This is a genomic window from Pseudochelatococcus lubricantis (assembly GCF_042432495.1).
GTDB lineage: Bacteria > Pseudomonadota > Alphaproteobacteria > Rhizobiales > Beijerinckiaceae > Pseudochelatococcus > Pseudochelatococcus lubricantis.
Genome location: NZ_JBHLXC010000002.1, coordinates 213798 through 237363 on the forward strand (window position 1 = coordinate 213798; position 23566 = coordinate 237363).

The 23566-nt window shown below is 61.9% G+C and carries 25 protein-coding genes and 1 pseudogene; 9 read left to right on the forward strand and 17 right to left on the reverse strand.

Annotated elements, in window-relative coordinates:
• Positions 1-90: 90 nt before the first annotated feature.
• The 3 genes from ACFFJ7_RS03870 to ACFFJ7_RS03880 all read right to left on the reverse strand — a co-directional run bounded on the left by ACFFJ7_RS03870 (position 91) and on the right by ACFFJ7_RS03880 (position 3266).
• A complete protein-coding gene (locus ACFFJ7_RS03870; RefSeq protein ID WP_183754333.1) occupies positions 91-1128 on the reverse strand; it encodes a PstS family phosphate ABC transporter substrate-binding protein in 1038 nt (345 codons plus the stop codon).
• A 325-nt stretch (positions 1129-1453) separates the two neighbouring features.
• Positions 1454-2563, reverse strand: coding sequence for a phosphate ABC transporter substrate-binding protein PstS (gene pstS, locus ACFFJ7_RS03875; protein WP_377590811.1), 1110 nt, complete (start codon positions 2561-2563; stop codon positions 1454-1456).
• A 124-nt stretch (positions 2564-2687) separates the two neighbouring features.
• Positions 2688-3266 carry an arsenate reductase ArsC gene (locus tag ACFFJ7_RS03880; protein WP_183754329.1) on the reverse strand — a complete coding sequence of 193 codons (579 nt, stop codon included), beginning with the start codon at positions 3264-3266 and terminating at the stop codon, positions 2688-2690.
• Between the two features lie 165 nt (positions 3267-3431).
• On the opposite strand from ACFFJ7_RS03880, the gene ACFFJ7_RS03885 reads away from it, so the two are divergent.
• From ACFFJ7_RS03885 to ACFFJ7_RS03900, 4 genes are all read left to right on the forward strand, one after another.
• Positions 3432-3800, forward strand: coding sequence for an ArsR/SmtB family transcription factor (locus ACFFJ7_RS03885; RefSeq protein ID WP_210281741.1), 369 nt, complete (start codon positions 3432-3434; stop codon positions 3798-3800).
• Between the two features lie 119 nt (positions 3801-3919).
• Positions 3920-4243 carry an ArsR/SmtB family transcription factor gene (locus tag ACFFJ7_RS03890; protein WP_183754327.1) on the forward strand — a complete coding sequence of 108 codons (324 nt, stop codon included), beginning with the start codon at positions 3920-3922 and terminating at the stop codon, positions 4241-4243.
• A 48-nt stretch (positions 4244-4291) separates the two neighbouring features.
• Positions 4292-5689, forward strand: coding sequence for an NAD(P)-binding domain-containing protein (locus ACFFJ7_RS03895; protein ID WP_183754325.1), 1398 nt, complete (start codon positions 4292-4294; stop codon positions 5687-5689).
• A gap of 62 nt (positions 5690-5751) precedes the next feature.
• Positions 5752-6921: an MFS transporter gene (locus tag ACFFJ7_RS03900; RefSeq protein WP_183754382.1), complete on the forward strand. Its 1170-nt coding sequence runs from the start codon at positions 5752-5754 to the stop codon at positions 6919-6921.
• Here ACFFJ7_RS03900 and ACFFJ7_RS03905 read toward each other — a convergent pair.
• The 6 genes from ACFFJ7_RS03905 to ACFFJ7_RS03930 are packed head-to-tail and all read right to left on the reverse strand — an operon-like array spanning position 6909 to position 11189.
• Positions 6909-7991: an ArsO family NAD(P)H-dependent flavin-containing monooxygenase gene (locus ACFFJ7_RS03905; RefSeq protein ID WP_183754323.1), complete on the reverse strand. Its 1083-nt coding sequence runs from the start codon at positions 7989-7991 to the stop codon at positions 6909-6911. The genes ACFFJ7_RS03900 and ACFFJ7_RS03905 overlap by 13 nt on opposite strands.
• The gene (arsH, locus tag ACFFJ7_RS03910; protein ID WP_183754321.1) at positions 7988-8743 is read right to left on the reverse strand and encodes an arsenical resistance protein ArsH; all 756 of its coding nucleotides are present in this window, start codon (positions 8741-8743) and stop codon (positions 7988-7990) included. Before arsH ends, ACFFJ7_RS03905 begins: the two co-directional genes overlap by 4 nt.
• Positions 8744-8755: 12 nt before the next feature.
• Positions 8756-9841 carry an ACR3 family arsenite efflux transporter gene (gene arsB, locus ACFFJ7_RS03915; RefSeq protein ID WP_183754319.1) on the reverse strand — a complete coding sequence of 362 codons (1086 nt, stop codon included), beginning with the start codon at positions 9839-9841 and terminating at the stop codon, positions 8756-8758.
• Between the two features lie 19 nt (positions 9842-9860).
• A complete protein-coding gene (gene arsC, locus ACFFJ7_RS03920; protein WP_183754317.1) occupies positions 9861-10280 on the reverse strand; it encodes an arsenate reductase (glutaredoxin) in 420 nt (139 codons plus the stop codon).
• Positions 10281-10288: 8 nt separating this feature from the next.
• Positions 10289-10831, reverse strand: a complete 543-nt coding sequence (locus ACFFJ7_RS03925; protein ID WP_183754315.1) for an arsenate reductase ArsC — start codon at positions 10829-10831, stop codon at positions 10289-10291.
• Positions 10824-11189: an ArsR/SmtB family transcription factor gene (locus ACFFJ7_RS03930; protein ID WP_183754313.1), complete on the reverse strand. Its 366-nt coding sequence runs from the start codon at positions 11187-11189 to the stop codon at positions 10824-10826. The genes ACFFJ7_RS03925 and ACFFJ7_RS03930 overlap by 8 nt, the downstream gene beginning before the upstream one ends.
• Positions 11190-11480: 291 nt before the next feature.
• Between ACFFJ7_RS03930 and ACFFJ7_RS03935 the strand changes: the two genes are divergently transcribed.
• From ACFFJ7_RS03935 to ACFFJ7_RS03955, 5 genes and pseudogenes are all read left to right on the forward strand, one after another.
• Entirely contained in the window at positions 11481-12875 is a 1395-nt protein-coding gene (locus tag ACFFJ7_RS03935) for an FAD-dependent oxidoreductase (RefSeq protein WP_246375048.1), read from the forward strand.
• Positions 12872-13597 carry a helix-turn-helix transcriptional regulator gene (locus tag ACFFJ7_RS03940; protein ID WP_183754311.1) on the forward strand — a complete coding sequence of 242 codons (726 nt, stop codon included), beginning with the start codon at positions 12872-12874 and terminating at the stop codon, positions 13595-13597. Before ACFFJ7_RS03935 ends, ACFFJ7_RS03940 begins: the two co-directional genes overlap by 4 nt.
• A gap of 96 nt (positions 13598-13693) precedes the next feature.
• The gene (locus ACFFJ7_RS03945) at positions 13694-14371 is read left to right on the forward strand and encodes an acyl-homoserine-lactone synthase (RefSeq protein WP_183754309.1); all 678 of its coding nucleotides are present in this window, start codon (positions 13694-13696) and stop codon (positions 14369-14371) included.
• A 252-nt stretch (positions 14372-14623) separates the two neighbouring features.
• Positions 14624-14818: pseudogene (locus ACFFJ7_RS03950) on the forward strand (helix-turn-helix domain-containing protein); the annotation flags it as partial.
• A gap of 39 nt (positions 14819-14857) precedes the next feature.
• Positions 14858-15541 (forward strand): LysR family substrate-binding domain-containing protein, encoded by a 684-nt coding sequence (locus ACFFJ7_RS03955; protein WP_246375052.1) that lies wholly within the window; start codon positions 14858-14860, stop codon positions 15539-15541.
• Positions 15542-15600: 59 nt separating this feature from the next.
• Here ACFFJ7_RS03955 and ACFFJ7_RS03960 read toward each other — a convergent pair whose 3' ends face one another.
• From ACFFJ7_RS03960 to trbE, 8 genes are read right to left on the reverse strand one after another with little or no spacing between them, the layout of a single operon-like run.
• Complete coding sequence (locus ACFFJ7_RS03960) at positions 15601-15825, reverse strand: DUF2274 domain-containing protein (protein ID WP_183754304.1); 225 nt, start codon at positions 15823-15825, stop codon at positions 15601-15603.
• Positions 15826-15827: 2 nt separating this feature from the next.
• Complete coding sequence (locus ACFFJ7_RS03965; RefSeq protein ID WP_183754302.1) at positions 15828-17021, reverse strand: TraB/TrbI/VirB10 family type IV secretion system protein; 1194 nt, start codon at positions 17019-17021, stop codon at positions 15828-15830.
• Entirely contained in the window at positions 17018-17998 is a 981-nt protein-coding gene (trbG, locus tag ACFFJ7_RS03970; RefSeq protein ID WP_183754300.1) for a P-type conjugative transfer protein TrbG, read from the reverse strand. Before trbG ends, ACFFJ7_RS03965 begins: the two co-directional genes overlap by 4 nt.
• Positions 17995-18684, reverse strand: a complete 690-nt coding sequence (gene trbF / locus ACFFJ7_RS03975; protein WP_183754297.1) for a conjugal transfer protein TrbF — start codon at positions 18682-18684, stop codon at positions 17995-17997. Before trbF ends, trbG begins: the two co-directional genes overlap by 4 nt.
• Positions 18681-20039: a P-type conjugative transfer protein TrbL gene (trbL, locus tag ACFFJ7_RS03980; RefSeq protein WP_377590812.1), complete on the reverse strand. Its 1359-nt coding sequence runs from the start codon at positions 20037-20039 to the stop codon at positions 18681-18683. Before trbL ends, trbF begins: the two co-directional genes overlap by 4 nt.
• A 4-nt stretch (positions 20040-20043) precedes the next feature.
• Entirely contained in the window at positions 20044-20331 is a 288-nt protein-coding gene (trbK-alt, locus tag ACFFJ7_RS03985; protein WP_183754295.1) for a putative entry exclusion protein TrbK-alt, read from the reverse strand.
• A 17-nt stretch (positions 20332-20348) separates the two neighbouring features.
• Positions 20349-21110 (reverse strand): P-type conjugative transfer protein TrbJ, encoded by a 762-nt coding sequence (trbJ, locus tag ACFFJ7_RS03990; RefSeq protein ID WP_183754294.1) that lies wholly within the window; start codon positions 21108-21110, stop codon positions 20349-20351.
• A complete protein-coding gene (gene trbE / locus ACFFJ7_RS03995; protein ID WP_183754293.1) occupies positions 21107-23563 on the reverse strand; it encodes a conjugal transfer protein TrbE in 2457 nt (818 codons plus the stop codon). The genes trbJ and trbE overlap by 4 nt, the downstream gene beginning before the upstream one ends.
• Positions 23564-23566: the final 3 nt, after the last annotated feature.

The window sequence follows — 23566 nt, forward strand, 5'->3', positions numbered from 1 at the left end:
GAAGGCGTCAGCCGACGAACTCATTGGCGCATCTCCGGTAGTGATGATGGCCGAGGCGCTTGACCTCAGCCATCGGGGCTGGTCATCGCGTCAGTTGGCTGCGTCCTGAACCAGATCGGTCACAGTCACGCCGATCTTGGAGCCGCCCTCGAAATGGGAGCCTGTCTTGCGGCTCTCGAACTTCATGAGAGCGAGGGTCGCAGCCTCGGCGGGCAGCGCCACGTAGCCAACCTCGCTGACGAGTTCCTTCTGATTATCGGCATCGAACAGGAACGCCACGAACTCACGAACATGTTCCTTCGCGTCCGCCGCCTGCTTGGACACGTAATAGAAGAGCGGGCGGGTCAGCGGCTGATAGGTGCCGTCGGTGGCTGTCGCGATCGAGGGTTCCACGCAGGAGCCGTCCGCCTGCCTGATCGCGACGGCCTTCACCTTGCCGGCGTTCTCGGTGAGGTATGCCAGACCGAGGAAGCCGAGGGCATTCTTGTCGCCGATCACCCCCTGGATGGTGATGTTGTCGTCTTCCGTCGCCGTGTAGTCGCCGCGGCTGGAGTGTTCCTTACCGTTGATAGCCAGCGTGTAATAGTCGTATGTGCCGGAATCAGTGCCGGCGCCGAACAGGGCCAGACGACCGCTCGGGAAGCCTTCGCGGACCAGATTCCAGTTCTGGACCTTGCCCTGTGCCTCCGGTTCCCAGATTTTCTTCAACTCGGCAACGGAAAGGCAGGTAGCCCAATCGTTGCCCGGATTAATGATGGTTGCCAGAGCATCGACGGCCACCGGCAGCTCGATAAATTCGATGCCGCTTTCCTTGCAAAGCGCGATTTCCTCGGAGCGGATCGGACGCGATGCGCCGGTGATGTCGGTTTCGCCGCGACAGAATTTCTTGAACCCGCCGCCTGTGCCGGACGAGCCGACGGTAGCTAGGATCTTGCCTGACTGCTTGTTCTGAAACTCCTCCGCCATGGCTTCGGAGATCGGGAAAACCGTGCTCGATCCATCGATCAGGACGGTCGGCGCCTGCTGGGCGAAGGAAGGCGTAAGCAGGCAGCCAAGCATGAACGCGGCCGTTGCCGCCTTGATGAGCGACTTCGACGCGGGAGCGATGGGGTGGGTTCTGCTGGTCATGGCGACTCTCTTATGAGCATGGGAAGGGGCGGCACCGACAGCGCCTATGCTTCACATAGTAATCACAGATGACAATTGTGTGTCAAATAAGTAATATCATAGTATCTGGATGTATTGATATATATTGAATGGCAATTCTCTATGTGAAATACACATATAATCTGGCAGTTACATTTTTATTACCCGCATCCGACAGGGCTGGTTTGGTGAGGCGTTGCGTTTTCGATCGCGCCCCCGAGCGCCATCCGATGACGTTTCGTCGGATGGCGCAGCCACTTTCCCGATCGCGGGAAACCCGCGATCGCCCCTCTGCAATCGCCCTCCGTCAGTGCAACCCCGCAAGGATCGCCTGCGCACGGTTCACGACGGGCGCGGGCAACGGGATGTAGCCGAGTCCTTCGGCGAAAGTCTGGCCCTCTACCAGTCCCCAGCCGACGAACCGCTTCAGTCCATCGGCGACCTGCGGATCCTTGTTGGCCTTGCGCAACAAGGTCCAGCTATAGGAAACGATGGGATAGACCGTATCGCCCACGGGGTCGGGTATGATCTGACGTCCATCCTCCGGCATGCCATCAAGCGCAGAGGCAAGCGCTGCCGAGCCTGAAGCGCCGTCCGCACGAACGTACTGCCCGGCCCTGTTCTCGATCAGCGCAGACCGCAGGTTCAACTGTGCGGCGAAGGAATACTCGACATATCCGATGGAGTATTCCGCGATCGCGATCCGGCCTGCGACACCTTCATTGCCTGAAACGATCATCGCGTTGTTCGGCCAGGCGACGGTGGTGCCGACCTCCTTCCAGGCGTCGCTCACCGCAGCGAGATGGGTGGTGAAAGAGAAGGTCGTGCCGCTCGCGTCTCGCCGGGCAACGACAGCGATATTGCGCTTCGGAATGTCGACGCCCGGATTGGCGGCACGAATCAGCGGATCGTCCCACGTCTTGATCCTGCCGCTCATGATGCCGACGAGGGCTTGGCGGCTTAGCCGCAGATCCCCCGAGAAGCCCGGGATGTTATAGGCCAGAACGACCATCCCCGCGGTGGTCGGCACATGCAACACGTTCTCCGGCACGTTCGCGATTTCTGCATCGGTCATCGGGCGCTCGGTCGAGCCGAAAGCAACGCTCCCCTGCGTGAAGCGCCGAATGCCCTCACCACTGCCAACGCTCTTGTAGGTGACGGTGATGTCCGGGTTGGCCCGGTTGAACTCGGCCATCCACTCTTTGTAGAGATTGGAATGGAATGATGATCCGGCTCCATTGAGTTCAACGGCTCTCGCCTGTCCGGCAAGACAGAAGGCCGCTGCAAGCGTTGCCGCATAAAGCGCGTTCTTCGGGCTAAAGCTCTCCATGAACCATTCTCCAAAGCAGGATCGGGCAACGGTGACAGGCGTGCGCCTTGTTTGAACGAGATGGAAAAGTTTATTTCCGCTGATCATGATAACCTCTTGCTCTGTTGCAGAACACGAACTGACGCATTCTAATAATAAATATTTATTATATACACAATACATAATATTATAATAATATAAATATCGTTTTACTTGGATATATAGAAGAATTTCATCCATTATGGCGGTCTGATATGGTCGCTTGGGAGTTATAAACTGGACTATAGTCTTGACGTCCCGCACTTTCATGGGAGATGGAGCGAAGTCGACCAAGCGCGGCGATCCTGTTTGTCAGCGCAAGACGATCCAGAGTCTCAAGCGGAAAGCTCGTGAAAATAGAAATGCGCTGGGCAAGCATCTGATAGACTTCACACCGCGCCAACGCCCGCTCGGCGGTGTTGCCTTGAGCGAGCGTCGGGTCAGGGATACTCCAATGGGTGGTGATGGGATCTCCGGGCCAACTCGGACAAATCTCGCCCATTGTACGATCGCAAACCGTGAAAACGAAATCGAGTGCAGGTGCGGTGGACGTTGCAAAACTTGCCCAACTCTTTGTCCGAAGCGGCGTCGTGTCGTGTCCAAGCGAACCGAGGAGCAAGCGTGTGTCCGGATCGATTGCGGCCGCAGGATGGCTACCGGCGGAGAATACCTCGAACCGATCGTCCATGTCGCGGAGGATCGCTTCGGCCATAATGGAACGGCAGGCGTTCTCTCGGCAGAGGAAGAGGGTGCGGAACGGCTGGGACGGCATGGAAGTGGCTCCTCCTGTTGTTCGTTGCCCTCATTTCTACAACCATCGAAATGTCACATGCAACGATATTTCGAGAAATATCGATATTTTTCTTGCGCCGTTCATCAACTTCCGTTATTCGCGATAGATAGATATTTGCTCGATGCCCACCGAACGGATTGCACGATGACCGAAATCACGACGGACCAGTCACTTGCCATGCTGGCGGCGCTCGCCCAGGAAACCCGGCTCGAGGCGTTCCGGCTGCTGGTCGCCGAAGGACCGGATGGTTTACCGGCTGGCGACGTCGCGCGGATTGTCGGCGTTCCGTCCAACACCATGTCGACGCACCTCGCCATCCTCGAGCGCGCGGGACTGATCGCATCGCAGCGCTCCGGCCGCTCGATCGTCTACAGCGCCCGGCTCGATGCCATGAAGGCGCTGGTCCTCTATCTCGTGCAGGATTGCTGCAAGGGACAGCCCGGTCTTTGTGGCGAAGTGGCAGCCATGCTCGATCCAGCGTCGTCGTGTGCGCGACCGGAAACGCAGCACTGACATCCGGACCGGACAGCGGGGCCGAAGAACGCCCCCGATCGCGCCGTTCGGGCCCATATTTCGAAGAAGCTCGAAATATGACTTGACTCGATGAACGAGCGGAGGTTACCGCTATTTCCATGAGCATCGAAACAGCGGCAAAACAGCTTGAGGCCCTCGGGAACGTCACGCGCCTGCGCGTCTACCGGACGCTGGTGCGCGCGGGCGACGACGGTCTTCCCGTCGGCAGCCTGCAGGAGCGGATCGGGATTGCCGCGTCGACATTGTCCCACCACCTGCACCGCCTGATCTCGACGGGGCTCGTCACCCAGGAAAGGCAGGCAACGACGCTGATCTGCCGCGCGAACTATCCGGCCATGCACGGCCTCGTCGGCTTTCTGGTCGACGAATGCTGCATCGACGCCCGCTGCGCTCCACGAGAAAAGGCCGCCGCGCTCGCCTGAGGCGTTTTTTCTTCGCCAACTATTTCCATAATCCCGGAAGGATAAAATATGTCTGCGCCTTTTCCTTCTGCATTGCCGATCGCGGTTGTCGGCGCCGGTCCCATCGGGCTTGCGGCGGCCGCTCATCTCGTCGGCCGGGGAATGCCGGTGAAGGTCTACGAGGCCGGTTCAATCGTCGGCGAGAATATCCGCGACTGGGGGCATGTCCGCCTGTTCACGCCGTGGCGATATTGCGTCGATGCGGAGGCGGTGCGGCTCCTCGCGCGGCACGGCTGGCAGATGCCGGATGGGGAAATGGTGCCGACGGGTCATGAACTCGTCTCCCGCTATCTCGAACCGCTGGCGGCCACGCCGGCGCTGTCGGCTATCATCGAGACACGCACCCGCGTCACCGCGATCGCCCGCCATGGCATCGACAAGGTCGTCAGCCGCGGCCGCGACGGGCGGCCCTTCGTTCTCGTTGTCGAGACACCCGAGGGCGAGCGCCGCGATCTGGCGCGGGCGGTCATCGACGCTTCCGGCACCTGGGCCTCGCCCAATCCCCTCGGCGCCGACGGCATCGCGGCGACAGGCGAAGCCGCGTTCGCGGAACGGATCGCTTACGGCATTCCGGATGTGCTCGGGCGCGACCGGCCGCTTTATGCCGGCCGGACGACGCTGGTCGTCGGCGCCGGGCATTCCGCCGCCAATGTCCTGCTCGATCTCGACCGCCTGTCGAGGGAGGCACCGGAAACGGCGATCGTCTGGGCGACGCGGGGCGCGAATCTCGCGCGCGTGTTCGGCGGCGGCGCGGCCGATGAACTCCCCTCGCGCGCGGATCTCGGTACCCGTACACGCCGGCTGATCGAGCACGGCCGCATCCGGCTCGTTGCCGGTTTCGCGATCCGGCACGTGCGCGAGGAGGCCGGACGCCTGCTCGTCGAGGGGGAGACGGCCGACGGGCCGCAGGCACTTCCCCCGGTCGATCGCATCGTCGTCTGCACCGGCCAGCGCCCGGACCTGGCCATCACCCGCGAATTGCGCCTCGAACTTGATCCGGGGCTGGAGTGCGCGAGAAGGCTCGGCCCTGCCATCGATCCGAATCTGCATTCCTGCGGCTCAGTGCCGCCTCACGGCCACCGGGAGCTGTCGCATCCGGAAAAGGGCTTCTACACGGTCGGGGTCAAGAGCTACGGGCGGGCGCCGACCTTCCTGCTGCTGACGGGATACGAACAGGCCCGCTCGGTGGCAGCGGCGCTGTCCGGCGACCTTGCGGCGGCGGACGACGTCCGTCTCGTGCTTCCGGAGACCGGCGTCTGCACCACGCAGATTGCCGACGGACCGCCTGTCGCCGATGGACCATCTAGAGCAAGCTGCTGTGGCGGACCGGAAACGGATGATGCACCCCGGATCGTTGAAAGTGCCGATACGGCCTGCTGCGCCCGCGATCGTTGCTGTGCAGCATGACGGCCGGGGCGAATATTCCCGTGGCCGTGCCGTCGCGACGCCATGTCATCCCCGTCCTTGGGATGACGCAGATACTGGCGTGGGGCTCGTCCTACTATCTGCTCGCGGTGCTCGCCGCGCCCATCGCGGCCGACACCGGCTGGCCTCTTGCCTGGATCGTCGGCGGCCTGTCGCTCGGCCTTCTCACCGCAGGCATCGTATCGCCCCGCGTCGGCGGCAGCATCCAGCGTTTGGGTGGCCGCCCGGTGCTGGCGTTCAGCGCGGCCTGCCTCGGTCTCGGTCTGGCGGGGCTCGGGCTGTCGCCAAACCTGCTCGTCTATATCGCCGCGTGGCTGATCGTCGGCGTCGGCATGGGCGCGGGGCTTTACGACGCCGCCTTCGCCACGCTCGGACGCCTTTACGGGCTCAAGGCCCGCTCGGCGATTACCGCGCTGACCCTGTTCGGCGGCTTCGCCAGCACGCTGTGCTGGCCGCTGTCAGCCTGGCTGGTGTCCGAGCTTGGCTGGCGGGGCGCCTGCTTCGTCTACGCAGGCATTCACCTTGGCCTGCTGATGCCGCTCTACCTCTTCGCCCTGCCGCGCGAGCCCGAACGCCCCATGCCGGCGAAACCGGAGCAGGCGCAGGCCGCTGTCGGCTCCCCCGACGTCCAGACAGCACGCGCGTCCGGTTTGCTGTTCATCCTCGTCGCCCTGACTATCACGGTCAGCTCGATGATCTCGGCGCTGCTCTCGGTTCATCTGCTGACCATCCTGCAGGCCCGGGATATCGCCCTGGCCGCCGCCGTGGCGCTTGGCGCGACGGTCGGTCCCGCGCAGGTGGGGGCGCGCGTGATCGAGATGGCCATCAGCCGCTATCACCATCCCATCTGGACGAAGCTCGCATCGACGGTGTTCGTCGCCGCCGGTGTCGGCGCCCTGTGGGCCGGGCTTCCGCTGATCTCCGCCGCGCTGATCTTCTACGGCGCGGGAATCGGCATCGAGTCGATCGCGCGCGGCACGCTGCCCCTCGCCCTGTTCGGGGAGGAGCGCTATGCCGTCGTCATGGGACGCATCGCCATGCCGAGCCTGATCGCCCAGGCGGCCGCTCCGTCCGTCGGAGCGGTGCTCATCGATCGGTTCGGAGCGGATGCGACGCTTGGTATGTTGCTTGCCGTCGCGCTGACCAATGTCGCGCTGGTCACCGTCCTGTTCGCCATCCTGCCGACATCCGCACGCAGACATCAGCCCGCCTGATACGGCGCCGCCGATATGGCTTCGGCGAGCGCTTGCGCCAGGCGCGGCGTCATCTCTCGTGCCGTCCTTCCCGCCCCCAGGAGCGTGGCCGACGCTGCGCCCGTCCAGTTGCCGTAGCCGGCGAGCCAAAGGCGCGGTTCCTTGACCGCCCGCTGCTCCACGACTTCGATGCGCCCGTCGGGTTCGACGATGCCAAGGGGCTTCAGATGATCGGTCGCAGGCCGGAAGCCCGTACACCAGATGATCGCATCGACCGTGCTTTCGGTTCCGTCACGCCAGACGACGCCGCCCGGAATGAGGCGTGCGAACGGGCGAACGGCCTTGAGCACACCACGTGTCCGGGCTTCCTTCACTGGCGGCACCATGACGATATCGCCGATGGTCGTCGTCGAGGAGGCGTCGTCGATGCCACGCACGCGGGCGCTGGCGCGCTCGAACAGCACGCGCCCGTCGACATCGTCGGGCAGGAAGACGGGTTCCCTGAGCGTCATCCAGGTCGTCTGGGCCACCTCGCTCAGTTCCGCGAGAAGCTGCGCACCGGAATTCCCTCCGCCGACGATCAGGACGCGCTTCCCCGCAAATGCCGCGGGCGTCCGGTAATGGGCCGAGTGGAGCTGGACGCCTTCGAACAATTCGCGTCCGGGGTAGTCGGGCACGAAAGGCGCGGCCCATGTGCCGGTCGCACTGACCACCGCGCGAGCGGCAAGGCTCCCGCCATCACGGAATCCGATCCGGAGAAAAGTGCCCTCCCGCTCGACGGCTCCAACGGTCCGAGGCCGATCGATCGGGAAATCATAGCGCGCCTCATAGCGCGTAAGATAGGAGATCACTTCGTCTCGAGTCGGATATCCGTCCGTTGCGCCCGGCGGAAAGGGCCAGCCCGGCAGCGAACTGTAGGCCGCCGGCGAAAACAGATGTAGCGAGTCCCAGGTGTGGACCCATGCTCCGCCCGGCCCGTCACCTGCGTCGACAATGAGGAAATCCAGTCCGAGTCGGCGAAGATAGTAGGCGACGGCAAGCCCCGCCTGACCGCCTCCGACGACGATCACCTCGTGATCCGGCTTCGTCATGCCGACTTCTTCCGCGATGCGGTGGCGATGGACGACAGGTCGGTTCCGGCGTCTATCGGCTTGCCAGCTTCCTTGCGTTCGGAATAGCGATCGACGAGTTCACCGGCATGCGGCCGCAGAAGGATGGTGAAGCGGACGAGTTCCTCCATCACGTCGACAATGCGATCGTAGTAGCTCGACGGCCTCATGCGGCCATTCTCGTCGAACTCCTGAAACGCCTTGGCAATGCTCGATTGGTTGGGGATGGTGAACATGCGCATCCAACGCCCCAGCAGACGCAGCGCATTGACCGCGTTGAAGCTCTGGGAGCCTCCCGACACCTGCATCAACGCAAGCGTTCGCCCCTGGGTCGGTCGAATCCCTCCCATGCTGAGCGGCAGGTGATCGATCTGCGCCTTCATCAGGCCGGTCATCTGGCCATGACGTTCGGGACTGCACCAGACCATGCCTTCCGACCAGATCGCGTGCTCGCGCAGCTCCCTGATGGCCGGATGGTCGTCGTCGGCAACCTGGTCGGGAAAGGGCAGATCGCCAGGATCGAAGATGCGAGTCTCCGCCCCGAAGAACGCGAGAAGCCGAGCCGCCTCTTCCGTTGCCAGCCGCGAATAGGAGCGCGGACGCAGCGAACCGTAGAGCAGGAGGATACGCGGCTTGCTATCGCCCGGACCCAGACCGATGCCCGGACGACGATGCGCGAAGCGGCGATCGAGAGCAGGCAGATGGTCGGGTTCGGACAACGTACGCAAACGCATGATTCTCTCTTTCTATTGTTTCACCGCCGCGACGGGCGCCGGTGCGGTCGTCGGAAACAATCGTTCCCCAAGCCGCAGCGCCACATGGACCAGCAGGATCAGCACCGGCACCTCGACCAGCGGACCGATCACCGCGGCGAAGGCAACCGGCGATGCGAGCCCGAAGGCCGCGATCGCCACCGCGATCGCCAGCTCGAAATTGTTGCCGGCGGCGGTGAAGGCGATCGCCGTGGTGCGGGGATAATCGGCTTCGATCAGCTTGCCCATGAAGAAGCTGATCAGGAACTGGACGATGAAGTAGATCGTCAGCGGGATCGCGATGATGACAGCGTCGAGCGGCAGGCGCACCACATCGCCGCCCTTGAGGCTGAACATCGCGACGATGGTGAAAAGCAGCGCCGCCAGCGTGATCGGGCTGATTTTCGGCAGGAAGACGTTCTCATACCAGTCGGCGCCCTTTTTCGCGACCAGGATACGGCGGGTCAGGAATCCGGCCAGAAACGGAATGCCGAGATAGATCAGCACCGCTTCAGTGATCGTCCAGAATCCGACATCGACGACGCTGCCTTCAAGTCCGAACAGCGGTGGCAGCACGGTGAGAAATATCCAAGCATAGGTCGAGAAGAACAGGATCTGGAAGATCGAGTTGAAGGCGACGAGACCGGCGACATACTGGTTGTCGCCCTTGGCGAGCTGATTCCAGACCAGCACCATGGCGATGCAGCGCGCGAGGCCAATCAGGATGAGGCCGGTCATGTACTCCGGATGGTCGCGCAGGAAGATGACGGCGAGCGCGAACATCAGCGTGGGGCCGATGATCCAGTTCTGCACCAGCGAGAGCGCGAGCACGCGCTTGTCGGCAAAGACGCGATGAAGTTCCTCGTACTTCACCTTGGCGAGCGGCGGATACATCATCAGGATCAGCCCGATGGCGATCGGGATGTTCGTGGAACCGACCGACAGCGCGTTGAGCTCATCGGGCAGGCCGGTGAAGACGGTGCCGAGAATGACGCCGAGCGCCATCGCGGCGAAGATCCAGACCGTCAGGTAGCGGTCGAGAAAGGACAGCCGCGAGGCCGGCCGAACAGTGGTTTCCATGGGGGAAGCTCCTGGCACGTCAGACGAGCCTGTTGCCGAGTGCGTCGACAACCTTCTCGCCGTCCTCTTTGGTGAACGCGCCGCGTTGCGGGGGAAGCAGGTCGAGCACCGCTTCCGAAGGGCGGCAGAGCCGCACGCCCTGCGGGCTGACGACGATCGGACGATTGATGAGGATCGGATGCTTTTCGATCGCATCGAGCAGTTGGTCGTCGCTCAGCGCTGGGTCATCGAGGCCCAGTTCCGCATAGGGCGTGCCTTTCTCCCGCAGGATATCGCGCACCGTCAGCCCCATGCGCGCGATGAGCTGGACGAGCAGCGCGCGCGACGGCGGCGTCTTCAGGTACTCGATCACATGGGGCTCGATGCCTGCATTGCGGATCATGGCAAGCGTGTTGCGCGAGGTGCCGCAGTCGGGGTTGTGGTAGATGATCACGTCCATGGCTGACCTCATGCGATATCAGCGCGGAAATCGGTCGCACCTTCGATGCGACCGATTTCCGTCACTTTGGCCTTGAGCGATGTGCGGTCGAGACTCTCGATCGGCAGTGCGGCAAAAATGGAGATCCGGTTCTTCAGATAGCGAAGCGCCGTCACGAAAGCGGTCCGCTTCTCGATGTCGGTTCCCTCAACTGCAACCGGATCCTCGATGCCCCAATGGGCGGTCATCGGCTGTCCGGGCCAGACGGGGCAGACTTCGCCGGCAGCGTTGTCACAGACCGTGAATACGAAATCCATCACCGGAGCGTCGGGCTGACCAAACTCGTCCCAACTCTTCGAATGCAATCCCTCGGTCGGGTACTCGAAGCTCTCCAGCGTCTCCAACGTCAAGGGATGCACGTCGCCCCTTGGATGACTGCCCGCCGAGAAGGCATGGAAACGGCCTTCCCCATCCTTGTTCAGGATGCTTTCGGCGACGATGGAACGGGCGGAATTGCCGGTGCAAAGAAAGAGAACGTTGAATACACGGACTTGCAAGGACGGCTCAAGCATGGGCGTTTTCCCCAGTAGTTGAAAGGCAGCAGGAGGACAGGGCCGAGATGGCTGGCGTACACACCTCCGGATGGCCCTGGCAGCAATCGCGCATGAGAAACTGGATGAGGCTGGAAAGCGCCGGATAGACGGCGCTGTAGATGATCAGCCGCCCCCCCCGGCGAGACCGGGCGAGACCGGCATGTTCGAGGTGGCTGAGGTGAAACGACAGGCGCGAGGAGGACGCGCCTCCCAGCGCCTCGCCGATGGCCCCTGCGGGCATACCCTCGGGACCGGCAGCCACTAGCAACCGGACGATACGCAGCCGCGTCTCCTGCGAAAGGGCGCCGAAAGCATCGAGGGCTTGCTTTTCTTCCATTGTTCCACGCCTCAATTAATGTTGAGATATTGGGTAGCAAATGCGCGGGATCGAAGCAAGGGAAATCCCTTCGGTAAGTGCATGAGAAGCGATTCGTAGCGGAAGTTTTACCTGCTGGCGGTGGGGAGCGGGGCGCGCTGCATCATGGCTACAGCAACCGAAATGAATGGCAATCAGGTCGATGCATAAAGCCACATTATTTCTGGAAATCCAGATTTCCAGAAAAATGGCAATTTGTTATGTTATTGTCGTCATTCGCGAGCAGGAGTCTCCCGCAGCCACGAAATCGGAATGCAGCAGCAAATCGGAACCTCTGACGGAGTTATCATGCCTCGACTCTTCATTATCGGCGGAAGCGATGCCGGCATTAGCGCCGCCCTTCGAGCACGCGAACTCGCTCTAGATTGGCATGTCACAATTGCCACTGCAGACCGTTATCCGAACTTCAGCATTTGTGGCATCCCGTACTTCCTCAGCGGTGAGGTGGAAGAAGCTACCAACCTTGCTCACCGCAAGGCTGCCGACATCGAAGCGCTCGGCGTCGAGCTGCTGCTGGACCATGCGGTGGAAGGCATCGATCCTGCCAGTCATCAGGTGACGACCCGGGACAGCAGCGGACGCATAGTCGAACACCGTTATGACAAGCTTGTCATCGGCACAGGAGCGACATCGATACGGCCGCCGCTTCCCGGCCTTGATCTGCCGGGAGTTTTCCTGCTGCGATGGATGGACGACACTTTCGCCTTCGAGAAGCACCTGGAGGAAGCCAAGCCGCGGAGCATCGCCATTATCGGCGGAGGCTATATTGGGCTTGAAATGTCCGAGGCGCTTACGCGGCGCGGCATTGACGTCACGGTGGTGGAAATGGCGCCGAGCGTCATGACGACAATCGACTCCGACCTGGGGCAGAAAGTCGGTGAGGAACTCCGGCGCAATGGAATTCACATCGCCGCTGGTCAGGCTATTTCGTCGATTTCGCGGGATGGCGTGGGACTGCGCCTGGATGGCCCGAACGGCTTCTCGCTGCCGACGGACATGGTTCTTGTCGCCGTCGGCGCCCGGCCGGAAACGGGGCTTGCGGAGGCGGCAGGCATCACCCTCGGGTTCAAGAAAGCCCTGCAGGTGAACCGGCGGATGGAGACCAACATCCTTGATGTTTATGCGGCGGGCGACTGCGTCGAAACATGGCATCGGATCACCCGGGCGAACGCCTACTTGCCTCTCGGAACGACCGCGCACAAACAAGGCAGGATTGCCGGCGAGAACGCAGTCGGCGGCGACCGGCAGTTCGAAGGCAGTCTCGGCACCCAGTCGGTTCGCCTGTTCGAGTCCGTCGTCGCACGCACCGGCTTTCACGACCGGGACGCGGCAAACGCCGGATTTGATCCGCTTTCCGTCGACTCCGTCGTATGGGATCACAAGGTCTACTACCCCGGCGCCAGGGAGATGACGATCCGGGTGACGGGCGACCGTTCGACACAGAGACTGCTCGGAGCGCAGATCATCGGGCACTACGGGACCGAGGTTTCCAAGCGCATCGACATATTTGCGGCCGCCATTCATCACGGGATGAGCGTCGAGGCGGCAAGCGATCTTGACCTCAGCTACACCCCGCCCTTGAGCAGCCCGTGGGATCCGGTCCAGATGGCAACCCAAGCATGGAGTGCCGCCCTTCGCAGCGGATGAAAATGACACGTCGTCAAAGTCTTTTTGAGCAGGCGTATTACGCAACCGAAGCTGCCTCGACCGTTGGAGAGGCAATTGTAAGCCTGTCAAAAATCTACAACATCGATTTTGTAACATATCACTTCGCCCAGACCATTATCGATTCAGTAGACTCCCCGTTCGTCCGGACTAATTATCCTGATGAATGGGTTTCACGTTACTTGTTGAATGGGTATGTCAAGGTTGATCCAATTGTAAAGGAGGGATTTTTACGACAATTACCGTTCCACTGGCGCGAAATCGAAATTCCACCTGACGCCTATGATTTTTTTCAAGATGCACAACGTCACGGAATCGGAGAGAATGGATTTTCAATACCTATTGTTGATAAAGTACGACGTCGCGCCTTGCTATCGATGAATAGTATGAAGGCGCCATCCATCTGGAACAGAACAGTAAATCGCCATAAGGAAGAATGGGTGGAGCTTGCATTACTCGTTCACCAGAAGGCCGTCCTTGAGCTGTATGGTGAACGAGATCCTGCACCGTCTTTGAGCCCGCGCGAACTGGAATGCCTTCATTGGACAGCACTTGGCAAAGGATACAAGGAAATCGCGCTCATACTTGGCATATCCGATCATACAGCGCGGAGTTACCTGAAATCAGCACGAATCAAGCTTGGATGCGTGACAATTTCATCTGCCGCGACGCTCGCATTGCATCTGCGCCTCATTACTTTGTGATCCTATACCCTCATATGAGGGTACTCATATGAGGGAATTTCATCGCGAACTTTCATACTGCATTGTTTATCCACCAATCACCGGTTGGAGGATATGATGTTTATTGTCATCCAGAAGAATGAATACAATAAATACGCCCACCTTATCGATCAATCATTCCGTCTTAGAAAAAGGATATTTGTCGATCAACTGAGATGGAAAGTGGAGGTTACAGGTCCATACGAGCGCGACAGTTACGATAATCTTGGGCCTGCCTATCTCATTTGGTGCGACGAACAAGCCGATCATCTCTACGGTAGCGTGCGCCTGTTACCGACGACCGGTCCGACTCTTCTATATGACGTATTTCGGTCGACCTTCCCTGACATCTCCCTTATCGGACCCGGGATCTGGGAAGGGACAAGAATGTGTGTTGATGAAACTGCAATTCTCGCCGATTTTCCGGACCTCGATCCGAGACGCGCTTTCAGCATGCTACTTCTGGCGCTATGTGAGTGTGCACTTCATTACGGAATACATACCCTAATTTCGAACTACGAGCCCCACATGCGGAGAATCTACCGACGCGCGGGCCTCAAGTTCGATGAGATCGGGCATGCGAACGGTTTCGGCCGTTTTCCGGTGTGTTGCGGCGTATTCGAAGTGTCAGCAGCAACAAGGCATCGGATGAGGCAAGCGCTCAAGCTTTCAGATTCGCTCTACGCACCCCAGCCGGTCATCCGCAGTTACAATGCCGGTCAAAGCTCGCTGGCAATGCACGACGAGCTGACTTAGGCGCTGACCCATTTCGGGGGCGTGCAATAACTTGTCAAGCGGGCGGTGTCGTATATCCCCTGACAGCCAGCCGTTGATACTGAGGTCGTAAAAGGACAGCAGTTGCACGCGATCGTTTGTTTCTCGAAAGGACTGAATCGTTCTCCAAACGAATTGAGTATCGAATCAGCTCAACAGTTCGTTCTCGAGAGCTATGTTTCGCGAGCCTCGAACGCCCGCTTGCATGGCCATCCACTATTGTAGAGGCTGAAGATGTGGACGAAGCACTCGGACATCGAAGTACGTCATCTCCGATATGTTATCGCGGCAGCCGAACATGGAAGCTTTCGGCTGGCTGCCGCAGCCATAGGTGTGCAAGTGTCAGCAGTGAGCCGACGCATTCGGGATGTAGAGGATAACATTGGTGCTGCGCTATTCATCAGGCAGTCGAATGGGGTACGTCTGACATACGCCGGTGAGCTTTTCCTACAACGGGCGAGGCGCGCCATGAAGCATATCAAATCTGCGGGAAAAGATGTCGCGTCTGCAGGCCAGGGAGATGAAGGAAGGATACACGTTGGAATTTCAGTGTCCCTTGCTTCAAATTTTATGACAAGCTTAATCGAAAATTATACTAATAGTCATCCGAAAGTGCGCCTTGAGTTCATTGAAGGCACTCCGTTAGAGCACATCCAAGCCATACGCACACATCAGTTGGATGTCGCATTTCTTACTGGATCACCGCATGTCAGCGGCTGCGAGACTAGGCAGCTATGGAGCGAACAGGTTTTTGTTGCAATGCCCGAGGATGACAACCTAGCTGTGCATGAAAGCATCACTTGGAGAGAACTGCAAGGGCGGCGGTTTGTAGTTTGCGAGACGTGGCCAGGCCCTGAAATCCATGATTTTCTAATAAAACACCTGTCGGAACCGGGGCATCAACCATCAGTTAAGGTGCAGGCGGTTTATCGAGACAACCTCATGCAAATGGTCGCTAGTGGTGGAAATCTGACTCTGGTCAGCGAGGCGGCTACCGCAATGCTTTTTCCGGGCGTGCTATATCGCCAACTTGCAAGCGAGACGGTTCCGTTTTGCACAGTATGGTCGCCGACAAACGACAATCCCGCATGCCGGCGCCTTCTCAGCCTTGCCCGCACTCTCTCAGACGAACAGATTGCCACTGGTAAGTAGCTCCTACCTCGGCCGTGCTAGTATTCTTGTATCATGATGCGCAGGATATTGCAGGATCTCTATTCAGAGGATCGTTTCGCCCTGCTGAATCCCTTGTCAGTGGCCATGAACTGCTGAAGCATTGGGACGATGAGCTTCGCCGGATCATACGGCGCAACCTCACCGGCGTTTCGGGCGAGAATTTCGGCATACACTACAAGGTCTCGATGGAGTGATGCGGGCAACTCCACCGTGACCTTCACGGGTTTGTCGTCGGCGAGGGGACCAAGTTTCAGTTTCGCCATGATCAGCCCCTGTAGGGTTCGAGGACAAGATCGCGGGTAACGACCACGCGGACGGGGAAGCCGGGCCTGATCGTCAGCGTCGGCGCGACATTGAGTTGGCGGCGGACGATTTCCTGACCGGCATCGTTGATCGTGTCCTGTGCGCCGTTACGTATGGCTCGAAGCAGCCTGTCATCGTCGTCGACGGCCAGTTCCGTCCCGACCGCGAGCAGGGTCGAAAGACCGGCGGCCTTGGCGATGTCCCACCAATGGTAATCGACGCCATCCTCAAGCCCCGCGTAGCCCTGCGTGTCGGCGCCGGGCTGGCGTTCCAGCACGATGGAGCGGCCGTTGGGCAGGATGATCCGGTTCCAGACGAGCAGGACGCGGCGCTGCCCGAAGCCGACGTCGTTGCTGTATTCGCCGATCAGGCGAGCGCCCTGGGGCACGAGCAGGATATTGCCGGTCGGGCTATCGTAGATGTTTTCGGTTATCTGGGCGGTGATCTGGCCGGGAAGATCGGAGCGGATGCCGGTGATGAGCGCGGCCGGGATGACTGAACCTGCCTGAAGCACATAGGGCGATGCCGGGGGGGCGACGCGATCGGGGGCGACCGTGCGTCGATCGACAGCCGCATTGAGGAAGGCCAATTGCCGATCCTGCGCGGTGGGTATTCCGGTCTGGCCGGCAAGGCCGAGTCCGGCGAAGCTCGGGTTCGCACCGCCGGCGAGCGTGCCGGTGGCCGCACCTGGACGGGCCTCGGTCTGGAAGAAGACACGGCTCAGGCGTGCGGCCTCTTCCTCGGCAAGCCGCCGCTGTTCCGCCTGATCGACGGCGGGGGTCGTCATGGGTGGCGGAGCGACGGGCTGGCCCCGGTTCTGTGCGTCGAGGATCGGCCCGCCCAGGTCTCCCGGCAGCGGCGGCCCGAGCACAGGGCCGGTATAATCGCGCGGCAGGCCGGCAAGACCATCGGCCGTTGGCCTATTCTCTGTGGAATAGAGTTCCTCGCCGCCGGCTCCGGGATCGCGGGTCTGGAGAGCATAGATCAGCGCTCCGCCGATGCCGAGGCCGGCGACGACGCCAAGGCCGGCCAGCACCTTGCGCGACAGGCGGGTGACGCGCGGCGCTTCGGCGCGCAGGCGCATGGCGGAGGCTGAATCGCTTGCGGCGCCGGTCAGCGGCACGCTGTCTTCTGGCGTGTTCTCGGTATCGCTCATGACGCGGGCCTCCCGTCGGTGCGCACGATCCTGACGGTCTGCTGGCGCTCGCCACTGCCGAGGCGCAGCTCAGCGGCCGCGAAGATGCGATCGACGATCAGGATATTCTGGTGGATACGGCTGTTGACGATCTGCGCCTCGCCCTCCGGGCCGAGGACGAACAGGGGCGGAAGCTCCCCCTGCGCGATGCCGCGCGGGAAAACGATATAGACTCGGCGGCCGTCGTCATAGACCGCGACCGGCCGCCAGGGCGGCGTGGCGCCCGTGAGGTTGTAGCGGTAGTTACGCGCCGCGGCGGCTGGAATGATCGGGGTGGCGGGCGCTGCCTGACGCTGGGACGCGGGAGGCGTCGGGTAGGCCCAGGCGATGGCCGGCATGTAGGGGGTCTCGCCCGAGCGCAGCTCGATCATGTAGGTGCGCCGGTCAGTAGTGATAACCAGATTGGTCGAGATGTCGGCGCGCGTCGGTTTGACCAGCACATGCACGCGACGGGTCACGCCCGAACCGCTCTCGGTGTCGCCGATGATCCAGCGAGCGGTGTCGCCGGCCGCGATCGGGCCGGCACCGGTCAGGTTTTCCCCCGGCTCAAGCGCGATATTGGTGATCTGGCCGGGCGCCGCATAGACCTGATACAGTGCGCCTTCGCTCCACGGGTAGATCTGAATGGAATTGTAATAACCCTCGCGGCGCGGCTCGACACGGGCGGCGGCATTAGCGTTGGTGACGCGGCCGGCCGGGGTGCTTGCGGCATTGCCGCCCCGGCTCGGCGTCCAGGCGGGCGGAACATGCAAGGGGCGCGGCCGCTCGTCGGTGACGGCGGCGGGCACGGCCGGCAAAGGTGGCACGTCCGCGTCGTAGCTGATCTGCGGCGGCTTGTAGGTCGCGCAACCGGCCAGCATGGATGCGGAAAGAAGGACAACCGCGATCGCGGATTTGCGTAAAGCCGGAAATGCGGATTGGCGGAACATCGCGCTCATTGGCCCAACTCCCGCGACCAGTTGATGGCGTTGACGTAGATTCCCAAGGGATTCGTCCGGAGCCGCTCGGTATCGCGCGGGGTCTGGATCACGATGGTCAGGATCGCGGTCCAGCGCTCGGTTCGGGAGAGCTGGCCGTTCTCGTAATGGCGTTCCGTCCAGGCGATCCTGAACGAATCCGGCGAGGCGCGGATGACGCTGGAGACCTCGACGGCAACCTGCTGGCGACCGACCTTCGTGAACGGATCGTTGGCGCGGGCATAGTCGTTGAGCGCTGCCGCCCCGCGATCCGTGGTCCATTCATAGGCCCGGAGCCAGTTCTGGCGGACGATGATGGCGTCGGCCGGGATGGCGCGGACCTGCTCGATGAAGCGGCCGAGATGCCAGGCGATCTGCGGATCGGTCGGGCGGTAGTCGGCCGTGGCGGGGGCGACGGTCTGCGCCTGGCCGAGCCGATCGACCTGAACCACCCAGGGCACGACAGTCCCGTGCGCCGACTGCCAGACAAGGGCTGCGGCGAAGCCGGCGGACAGGATCAGGCTGCCGAAGGCCATGTATCGCCAGTTGCGGGCCTGAACCCGCGCCGATCCGATGCGGTCGTCCCAAGCCTGTGCTGCACGCTGATAAGGTGTTTCCGGTTCAGGTGTCTTGCCGTAATGCGCGGCGGGTCGTTTGAAGAAGCTCATGAGCGGTCGCTTTCGGAGAGATTGACGGAGGAGCCGGAGCCATGGCTGTCGCCGGAACGGACGGCATGGGCGGCAGAGCTGATGCCGTGGCTGATCGCCTGACTGCGCCGCATACGTTGCGCCCAGGCGGGCGGGCCATCAGCGGGCGCCGGGGAAGCAGGGGATGCACCGGCTGCGCTGGCGACGGTGCCCATGGTCGAGGTGCCGCCCGTCGCGCTGAACCCTGCCTTCGCGCCATCGAAGAAGCTGGATTTGACACTTTCCGCGGCACGGCTTGCTGCGCGCTTCAGGGGCGAGACGGCCGCCGATCCGGCCGCGCGCGCAACGCCGCCGAGACCGGAGGCGACACCGGCTGCACCGGATTGGCCCATGGAACCGAGACTGTAGGCGGTCGACGTCGCACCGGCGGCAGCCGCACCGCCCCGGACGGCCGCAGCTCCACCGGAGAGTGCGGCCGCTCCACCTTTTGCGGCGAGCATGGTTGCGCCACCGGCCGCGACGGCCGCCCCGCCGACCGCAAGGCCGGTGCCGACGGCCGCGCCAGCGCCAAGCTGAGGGCCTCCGGAAACGATGCCGTTCGCAATTCCTGGCCCGAATATTCCCAATCCGACCAGCGACAGGGCGGCCAGCACGATCGCCATGGCGTCGTCAATGGTCGGCGTCGCGCCACCGGAGCCAGCGGTGAACTGCGAAAACAGTGTCGAGCCGATTCCTATGATTACGGCCAGCACCAGAACCTTGATGCCCGAGGAGATCACGTTCCCCAGGACTCTTTCGGCCATGAAAGCCGTTTTCCCGAAGAGGCCAAACGGAATCAACACGAATCCGGCGAGAGTGGTGAGCTTGAACTCAATTAAACTGACAAATAGTTGGATCGCCAGAATAAAGAAGGCCAACAAGACCAAGGCCCAGGCGAATAACAAGCAAGCGATCTGGATGAAATTCTCGAAGAACGCGATCCATCCCATCAAATCGCTGATGGATTCCAGCAGTGGCCGTCCGGCGTCGAGGCCGACCTGCGCCACCTTTCCGGGGCGCATGAGGTCAGCGACCGAGAAGCTGGTGCCCGAGCCTTTGAGGCCAAGGCTGGCGAAGCTCTCGAAGACGATGCGGGCGAGATTCGACCAGTTGCCGATGATGTAGGCGAACATGCCGACGAACAGGGTTTTCTTCACCAGCCGGGCGATGATATCGTCATCCGCGCCCCAGGCCCAGAACAACGAGGCTAAGGTGACGTCGACGACGATCAGGGTGGTGGCGATGAAGGCGACTTCTCCGCCAAGCAGGCCGAAGCCGGAGTCTATGTAGGATGTGAAAACCCCGAGAAACGAGTCGATTACGCCGGTGCCGCCCATCGGATCACTGTCCTTCCGCGGTCTGTGGTGCGGCGGGTGCAGAGGCCCGGCCGAGGAAGCGGTCGCGGCTCTCGGCCCAGACGCGCAGGCATTCGGGGTCGCTTGCGGCCGCTTCGCCGAGACGCTGGCACCGACGCTGCTTCTCGCGCAGTGGATCGCGCGCTGGTTCGGCGGAAACGGCCGAGCGGGGCGTCGGCGGCTCCTCCGTGCGGGTCATCTCGATCGCCGTGGCGGTGATGGCGATGGCGACGAACACGACCGCCGCGAGCCGGGCCAGCATCTTGCCGTCCATAGGCGCCCCTCCGTCGGTCAATTGCCGTTGTTGAACATCTGCGCATTGCCTGGCTGATACCCGCTGCCCGGCGTTAGGAAGCGGCGGCGCTGCTCGCGGCCCTGTTCGGCGGCGGCGGTGCGTTCGGCCTCGGTGAGCGCTTCGGCGCGGCCATTGGCCGAAATCAGCGCGATCAGGTCGGAAAGCTGTTGCGCCTGAAGGGCCAACAATTGATTGCCGGCCTGAGTGGCTTGCAGCGCTCCGGTTGCGCCTTGGCTCTGGCCGACGAGCGCATACATCTCGGCGCGGTTGGTCTCGATGTTGCCCACGACGCCGGCCTGAACGCGGAGAGCGTCTCGAAGGCCGCCGACCGTGTTCTGCCAGCGCGAGCGGGCGTCGGCGACGAGCTGCTGTTGGCTCGTCGTCAGCGAGACGTTGCCATATTGCTGCTGGAACGCCTGGTCGATCTGCTGGACGTCGAAGGCGATATTCTGCGCCTGCTGCAGAAGCTGCTGTGTGCGCTGAACGGACTGCTGGAGCTGCTGGAGCGAGGAATATGGCAGGCTCGCCAGATTGCGGGCCTGGTTGATGAGCGATTGCGCCTCGTTCTGAAGCGACTGGATTTGGTTGTTGATCTGCTCCAGCGATCTCGCGGCCGACAGGACATTCTCGATGTAATTCCTCGGATCGAACACGATCCAGGCAGCGGAAGCCGGCGGCGCCAGAACCAGCGAAGCCGGGCCTGAGAGGGCAAGAAAAGATGCGGCAAGCAAGGCCGCGCGGGAATGACGGGTTTTCATGATGAAGTCTCCTTGTCGGGCTGGGGGATGAGATTTGCGAGGTCGGGAATGAGGTCCGCGGCCCAGTCGACGCCGCGCAGGCGAAGCCAGGCGGCTAGGAAGCCGTCCCGGCCGTGCTCGGCGAAGACGCGGGCGATGGCGGACTGGTCGGATTTCGAGGAGGCGGCCGTGAGCGCCAGCCCGACTTCGGACAGGCCCAGCTCGAACAGACGATTCCCGCTGCGGCTCTGGCAGTAGTAGTCTTTCTTCGGCGCGGCCCGCGCGAGGATCTCGATCTGCCGTGCGTTCAAGCCAAATCGCTGATAGATGGCGGTGATCTGCGGTTCGACGGCACGCTCGTTCGGAAGAAGAAGCCGTGTCAGGCAACTTTCGATGATCGCGGGGGCGATGGCAGAATTGTCGATGTCGGACAGCGACTGCGTGGCGAAGATGACCGATGCATTCTTCTTGCGCAGGGTTTTCAGCCATTCCCGCAACTGTCCGGAAAAGGCTTCGTCGTCCAGCGCCAACCAGCCCTCATCGATGATGAGCAAGGTCGGCGAGCCGTCGAGCCGGTCGCCGATGCGGTGGAACAGATAGGACAGGACGGCCGGCGCGGCGCCTGTGCCGACTAGCCCCTCGATCTCGAACGCCTGCACCGACGCACTGCCGAGGTGTTCGGTTTCGGCATCGAGCAGGCGGCCGTAGGGACCGCCGACGCAATACGGGCGCAAGGCTTGTTTCAGGTCGTTCGATTGCAGCAGCACCGTCAGGCCGGTGATGGTGCGTTCCTCGACCGGCGCCGAAGCGAGAGAGGTCAGCGCCGTCCAGATATGTTCCTTGACATCCGGCGTGATCGCGATGTTCTCGCGGGTCAGGATGGAGACGATCCAGTCGGCCGCCCAAGCGCGTTCCGGAACATCATGGATGCGCGCAAGCGGCTGGAGCGAAACGGAAAATGCGTCTCCCTCGGTGAGATCACCTCCAAGATCATGCCAGTCGCCGCCCATGGCGAGGGCTGCGGCCCGGATCGAGCCCCCGAAATCGAAAGCGAAAACCTGGCTCCGCTCATAGCGCCTGAACTGGAGCGCCATGCAGGCGAGCAACACACTTTTGCCCGATCCGGTCGGGCCGACAACAAGCGTATGCCCGACATCGCCGACGTGAATGGAAAGCCGGAACGGGGTGCTTCCTTCGGTCTTGCCAAAGAGCAAGGGCGGCGCACCGAGATGGCTGTCCCGTTCCGGCCCCGCCCACACGGCACTGAGGGGGATCATGTGGGCGAGATTGAGCGTCGAGATCGGTGGCTGACGGACATTGGCGTAAACATGCCCCGGCAGTGAGCCGAGCCAGGCATCGACCGCATTGATGGTTTCCGGCATCGCCGTGAAATCGCGGCTCTGAACTGTCTTTTCGACAAGGCGGAGCTTTTCGTCTGCCAGACGGGGATTGGTGTCCCAGACGGCGATTGTCGCCGTGACATAGGCCATGCCGGCATAGTCGGCGCCGAGTTCCTGAAGCGCGATGTCCGCATCGGCCGCCTTGTTCGCGGCATCGGTATCCACGAGGACGGACGCCTCGTTGGTCATCACTTCTTTTAAGATGGCGGCGATCGACTTGCGTTTCGCAAACCACTGGCGACGGATGCGGGTGAGCAGCCGGATGGCGTCGGTCTTGTCCAGCAGGATCGCGCGCGTCGACCAGCGATAGGGAAAGGCGAGCTTGTTCAGCTCATCGAGGATGCCGGGCGTGGTTGCGGTCGGAAAACCGACAATCGTGAGAATGCGCAGATGCGTGTTGCCGAGGCGCGGCTCCAGCCCGCCAGTCAGAGACTGATCGGCCAGGAGGGCATCGAGATACATCGGCGTCTCGGGAACGCGGACGCGGTGCCGGTTGGTGGAAATGGTTGAGTGTAGGTAGGTCAGCGTCTCGCTATCGTCGAGCCAGTGGCATTCCGGCATGAAGCCGTCGAGCAGCGCCAGCACGCGATCGGTGCGATCCGTGAAGCCGCGCAGGGCCTCGAACGGATCGACGCCGCCTTGCTCGCGGCCCTCGTAGAGCCAGCTTTCGGCGCGGGCAGCATCTTCGGCTGGTGGCAGCCAGGCGAAGGTCAGGAAGTAGCTGGATATATAGTGCGTGCCGGCTTCCTCGAAATCGGCCTTCCTCTCTGCATCGACCAGCGCCGACGCGGCATCGGGAAAACGACTGTCCGGGTAGCTCGCGGCCTCGTAGCGCTGCGCCTCGACAAAGAGGCTCCAGCCGGAACCTAGACGGCGCACGGCATTGTTGATGCGGCCGGCCGTGCCGACCAACTCGGCGGCGACGGCGCTGTCGAGATCAGGCCCGCGGAACCGCGCGGTGCGCTGGAAGCTGCCGTCCTTGTTCAGAACAACGCCCCCGCCGACCAGCGCGGCCCAAGGCAGATAGTCGGCCAGCCGTGCGTTGCGATTGCGGTATTCGGCAAGGTTCATCATCGA

Bases quoted from the DNA above. Each gene is read 5' to 3' on its own strand.
- ACFFJ7_RS03870 (WP_183754333.1), bottom strand. From the start codon at position 1,128: ATGACCAGCAGAACCCACCCCATCGCTCCCGCGTCGAAGTCGCTCATC.
- trbF (WP_183754297.1), bottom strand. From the start codon at position 18,684: ATGAGCTTCTTCAAACGACCCGCCGCGCATTACGGCAAGACACCTGAA.
- ACFFJ7_RS03890 (WP_183754327.1), top strand. From the start codon at position 3,920: ATGAGCATCGAAACAGCGGCAAAACAGCTTGAGGCCCTCGGGAACGTC.
- ACFFJ7_RS03945 (WP_183754309.1), top strand. From the start codon at position 13,694: ATGTTTATTGTCATCCAGAAGAATGAATACAATAAATACGCCCACCTT.
- ACFFJ7_RS03955 (WP_246375052.1), top strand. From the start codon at position 14,858: ATGAAGCATATCAAATCTGCGGGAAAAGATGTCGCGTCTGCAGGCCAG.
- ACFFJ7_RS03965 (WP_183754302.1), bottom strand. From the start codon at position 17,021: ATGAGCGATACCGAGAACACGCCAGAAGACAGCGTGCCGCTGACCGGC.
- arsC (WP_183754317.1), bottom strand. From the start codon at position 10,280: ATGGACGTGATCATCTACCACAACCCCGACTGCGGCACCTCGCGCAAC.
- trbL (WP_377590812.1), bottom strand. From the start codon at position 20,039: ATGGGCGGCACCGGCGTAATCGACTCGTTTCTCGGGGTTTTCACATCC.
- trbG (WP_183754300.1), bottom strand. From the start codon at position 17,998: ATGAGCGCGATGTTCCGCCAATCCGCATTTCCGGCTTTACGCAAATCC.
- ACFFJ7_RS03900 (WP_183754382.1), top strand. From the start codon at position 5,752: ATGACGCAGATACTGGCGTGGGGCTCGTCCTACTATCTGCTCGCGGTG.
- ACFFJ7_RS03935 (WP_246375048.1), top strand. From the start codon at position 11,481: ATGCAGCAGCAAATCGGAACCTCTGACGGAGTTATCATGCCTCGACTC.
- ACFFJ7_RS03905 (WP_183754323.1), bottom strand. From the start codon at position 7,991: ATGACGAAGCCGGATCACGAGGTGATCGTCGTCGGAGGCGGTCAGGCG.
- ACFFJ7_RS03880 (WP_183754329.1), bottom strand. From the start codon at position 3,266: ATGCCGTCCCAGCCGTTCCGCACCCTCTTCCTCTGCCGAGAGAACGCC.
- trbJ (WP_183754294.1), bottom strand. From the start codon at position 21,110: ATGAAAACCCGTCATTCCCGCGCGGCCTTGCTTGCCGCATCTTTTCTT.
- trbE (WP_183754293.1), bottom strand. From the start codon at position 23,563: ATGATGAACCTTGCCGAATACCGCAATCGCAACGCACGGCTGGCCGAC.
- arsB (WP_183754319.1), bottom strand. From the start codon at position 9,841: ATGGAAACCACTGTTCGGCCGGCCTCGCGGCTGTCCTTTCTCGACCGC.
- ACFFJ7_RS03960 (WP_183754304.1), bottom strand. From the start codon at position 15,825: ATGGCGAAACTGAAACTTGGTCCCCTCGCCGACGACAAACCCGTGAAG.
- ACFFJ7_RS03895 (WP_183754325.1), top strand. From the start codon at position 4,292: ATGTCTGCGCCTTTTCCTTCTGCATTGCCGATCGCGGTTGTCGGCGCC.
- trbK-alt (WP_183754295.1), bottom strand. From the start codon at position 20,331: ATGGACGGCAAGATGCTGGCCCGGCTCGCGGCGGTCGTGTTCGTCGCC.
- ACFFJ7_RS03930 (WP_183754313.1), bottom strand. From the start codon at position 11,189: ATGGAAGAAAAGCAAGCCCTCGATGCTTTCGGCGCCCTTTCGCAGGAG.
- ACFFJ7_RS03885 (WP_210281741.1), top strand. From the start codon at position 3,432: ATGACCGAAATCACGACGGACCAGTCACTTGCCATGCTGGCGGCGCTC.
- ACFFJ7_RS03925 (WP_183754315.1), bottom strand. From the start codon at position 10,831: ATGCTTGAGCCGTCCTTGCAAGTCCGTGTATTCAACGTTCTCTTTCTT.
- ACFFJ7_RS03940 (WP_183754311.1), top strand. From the start codon at position 12,872: ATGAAAATGACACGTCGTCAAAGTCTTTTTGAGCAGGCGTATTACGCA.
- pstS (WP_377590811.1), bottom strand. From the start codon at position 2,563: ATGATCAGCGGAAATAAACTTTTCCATCTCGTTCAAACAAGGCGCACG.
- arsH (WP_183754321.1), bottom strand. From the start codon at position 8,743: ATGCGTTTGCGTACGTTGTCCGAACCCGACCATCTGCCTGCTCTCGAT.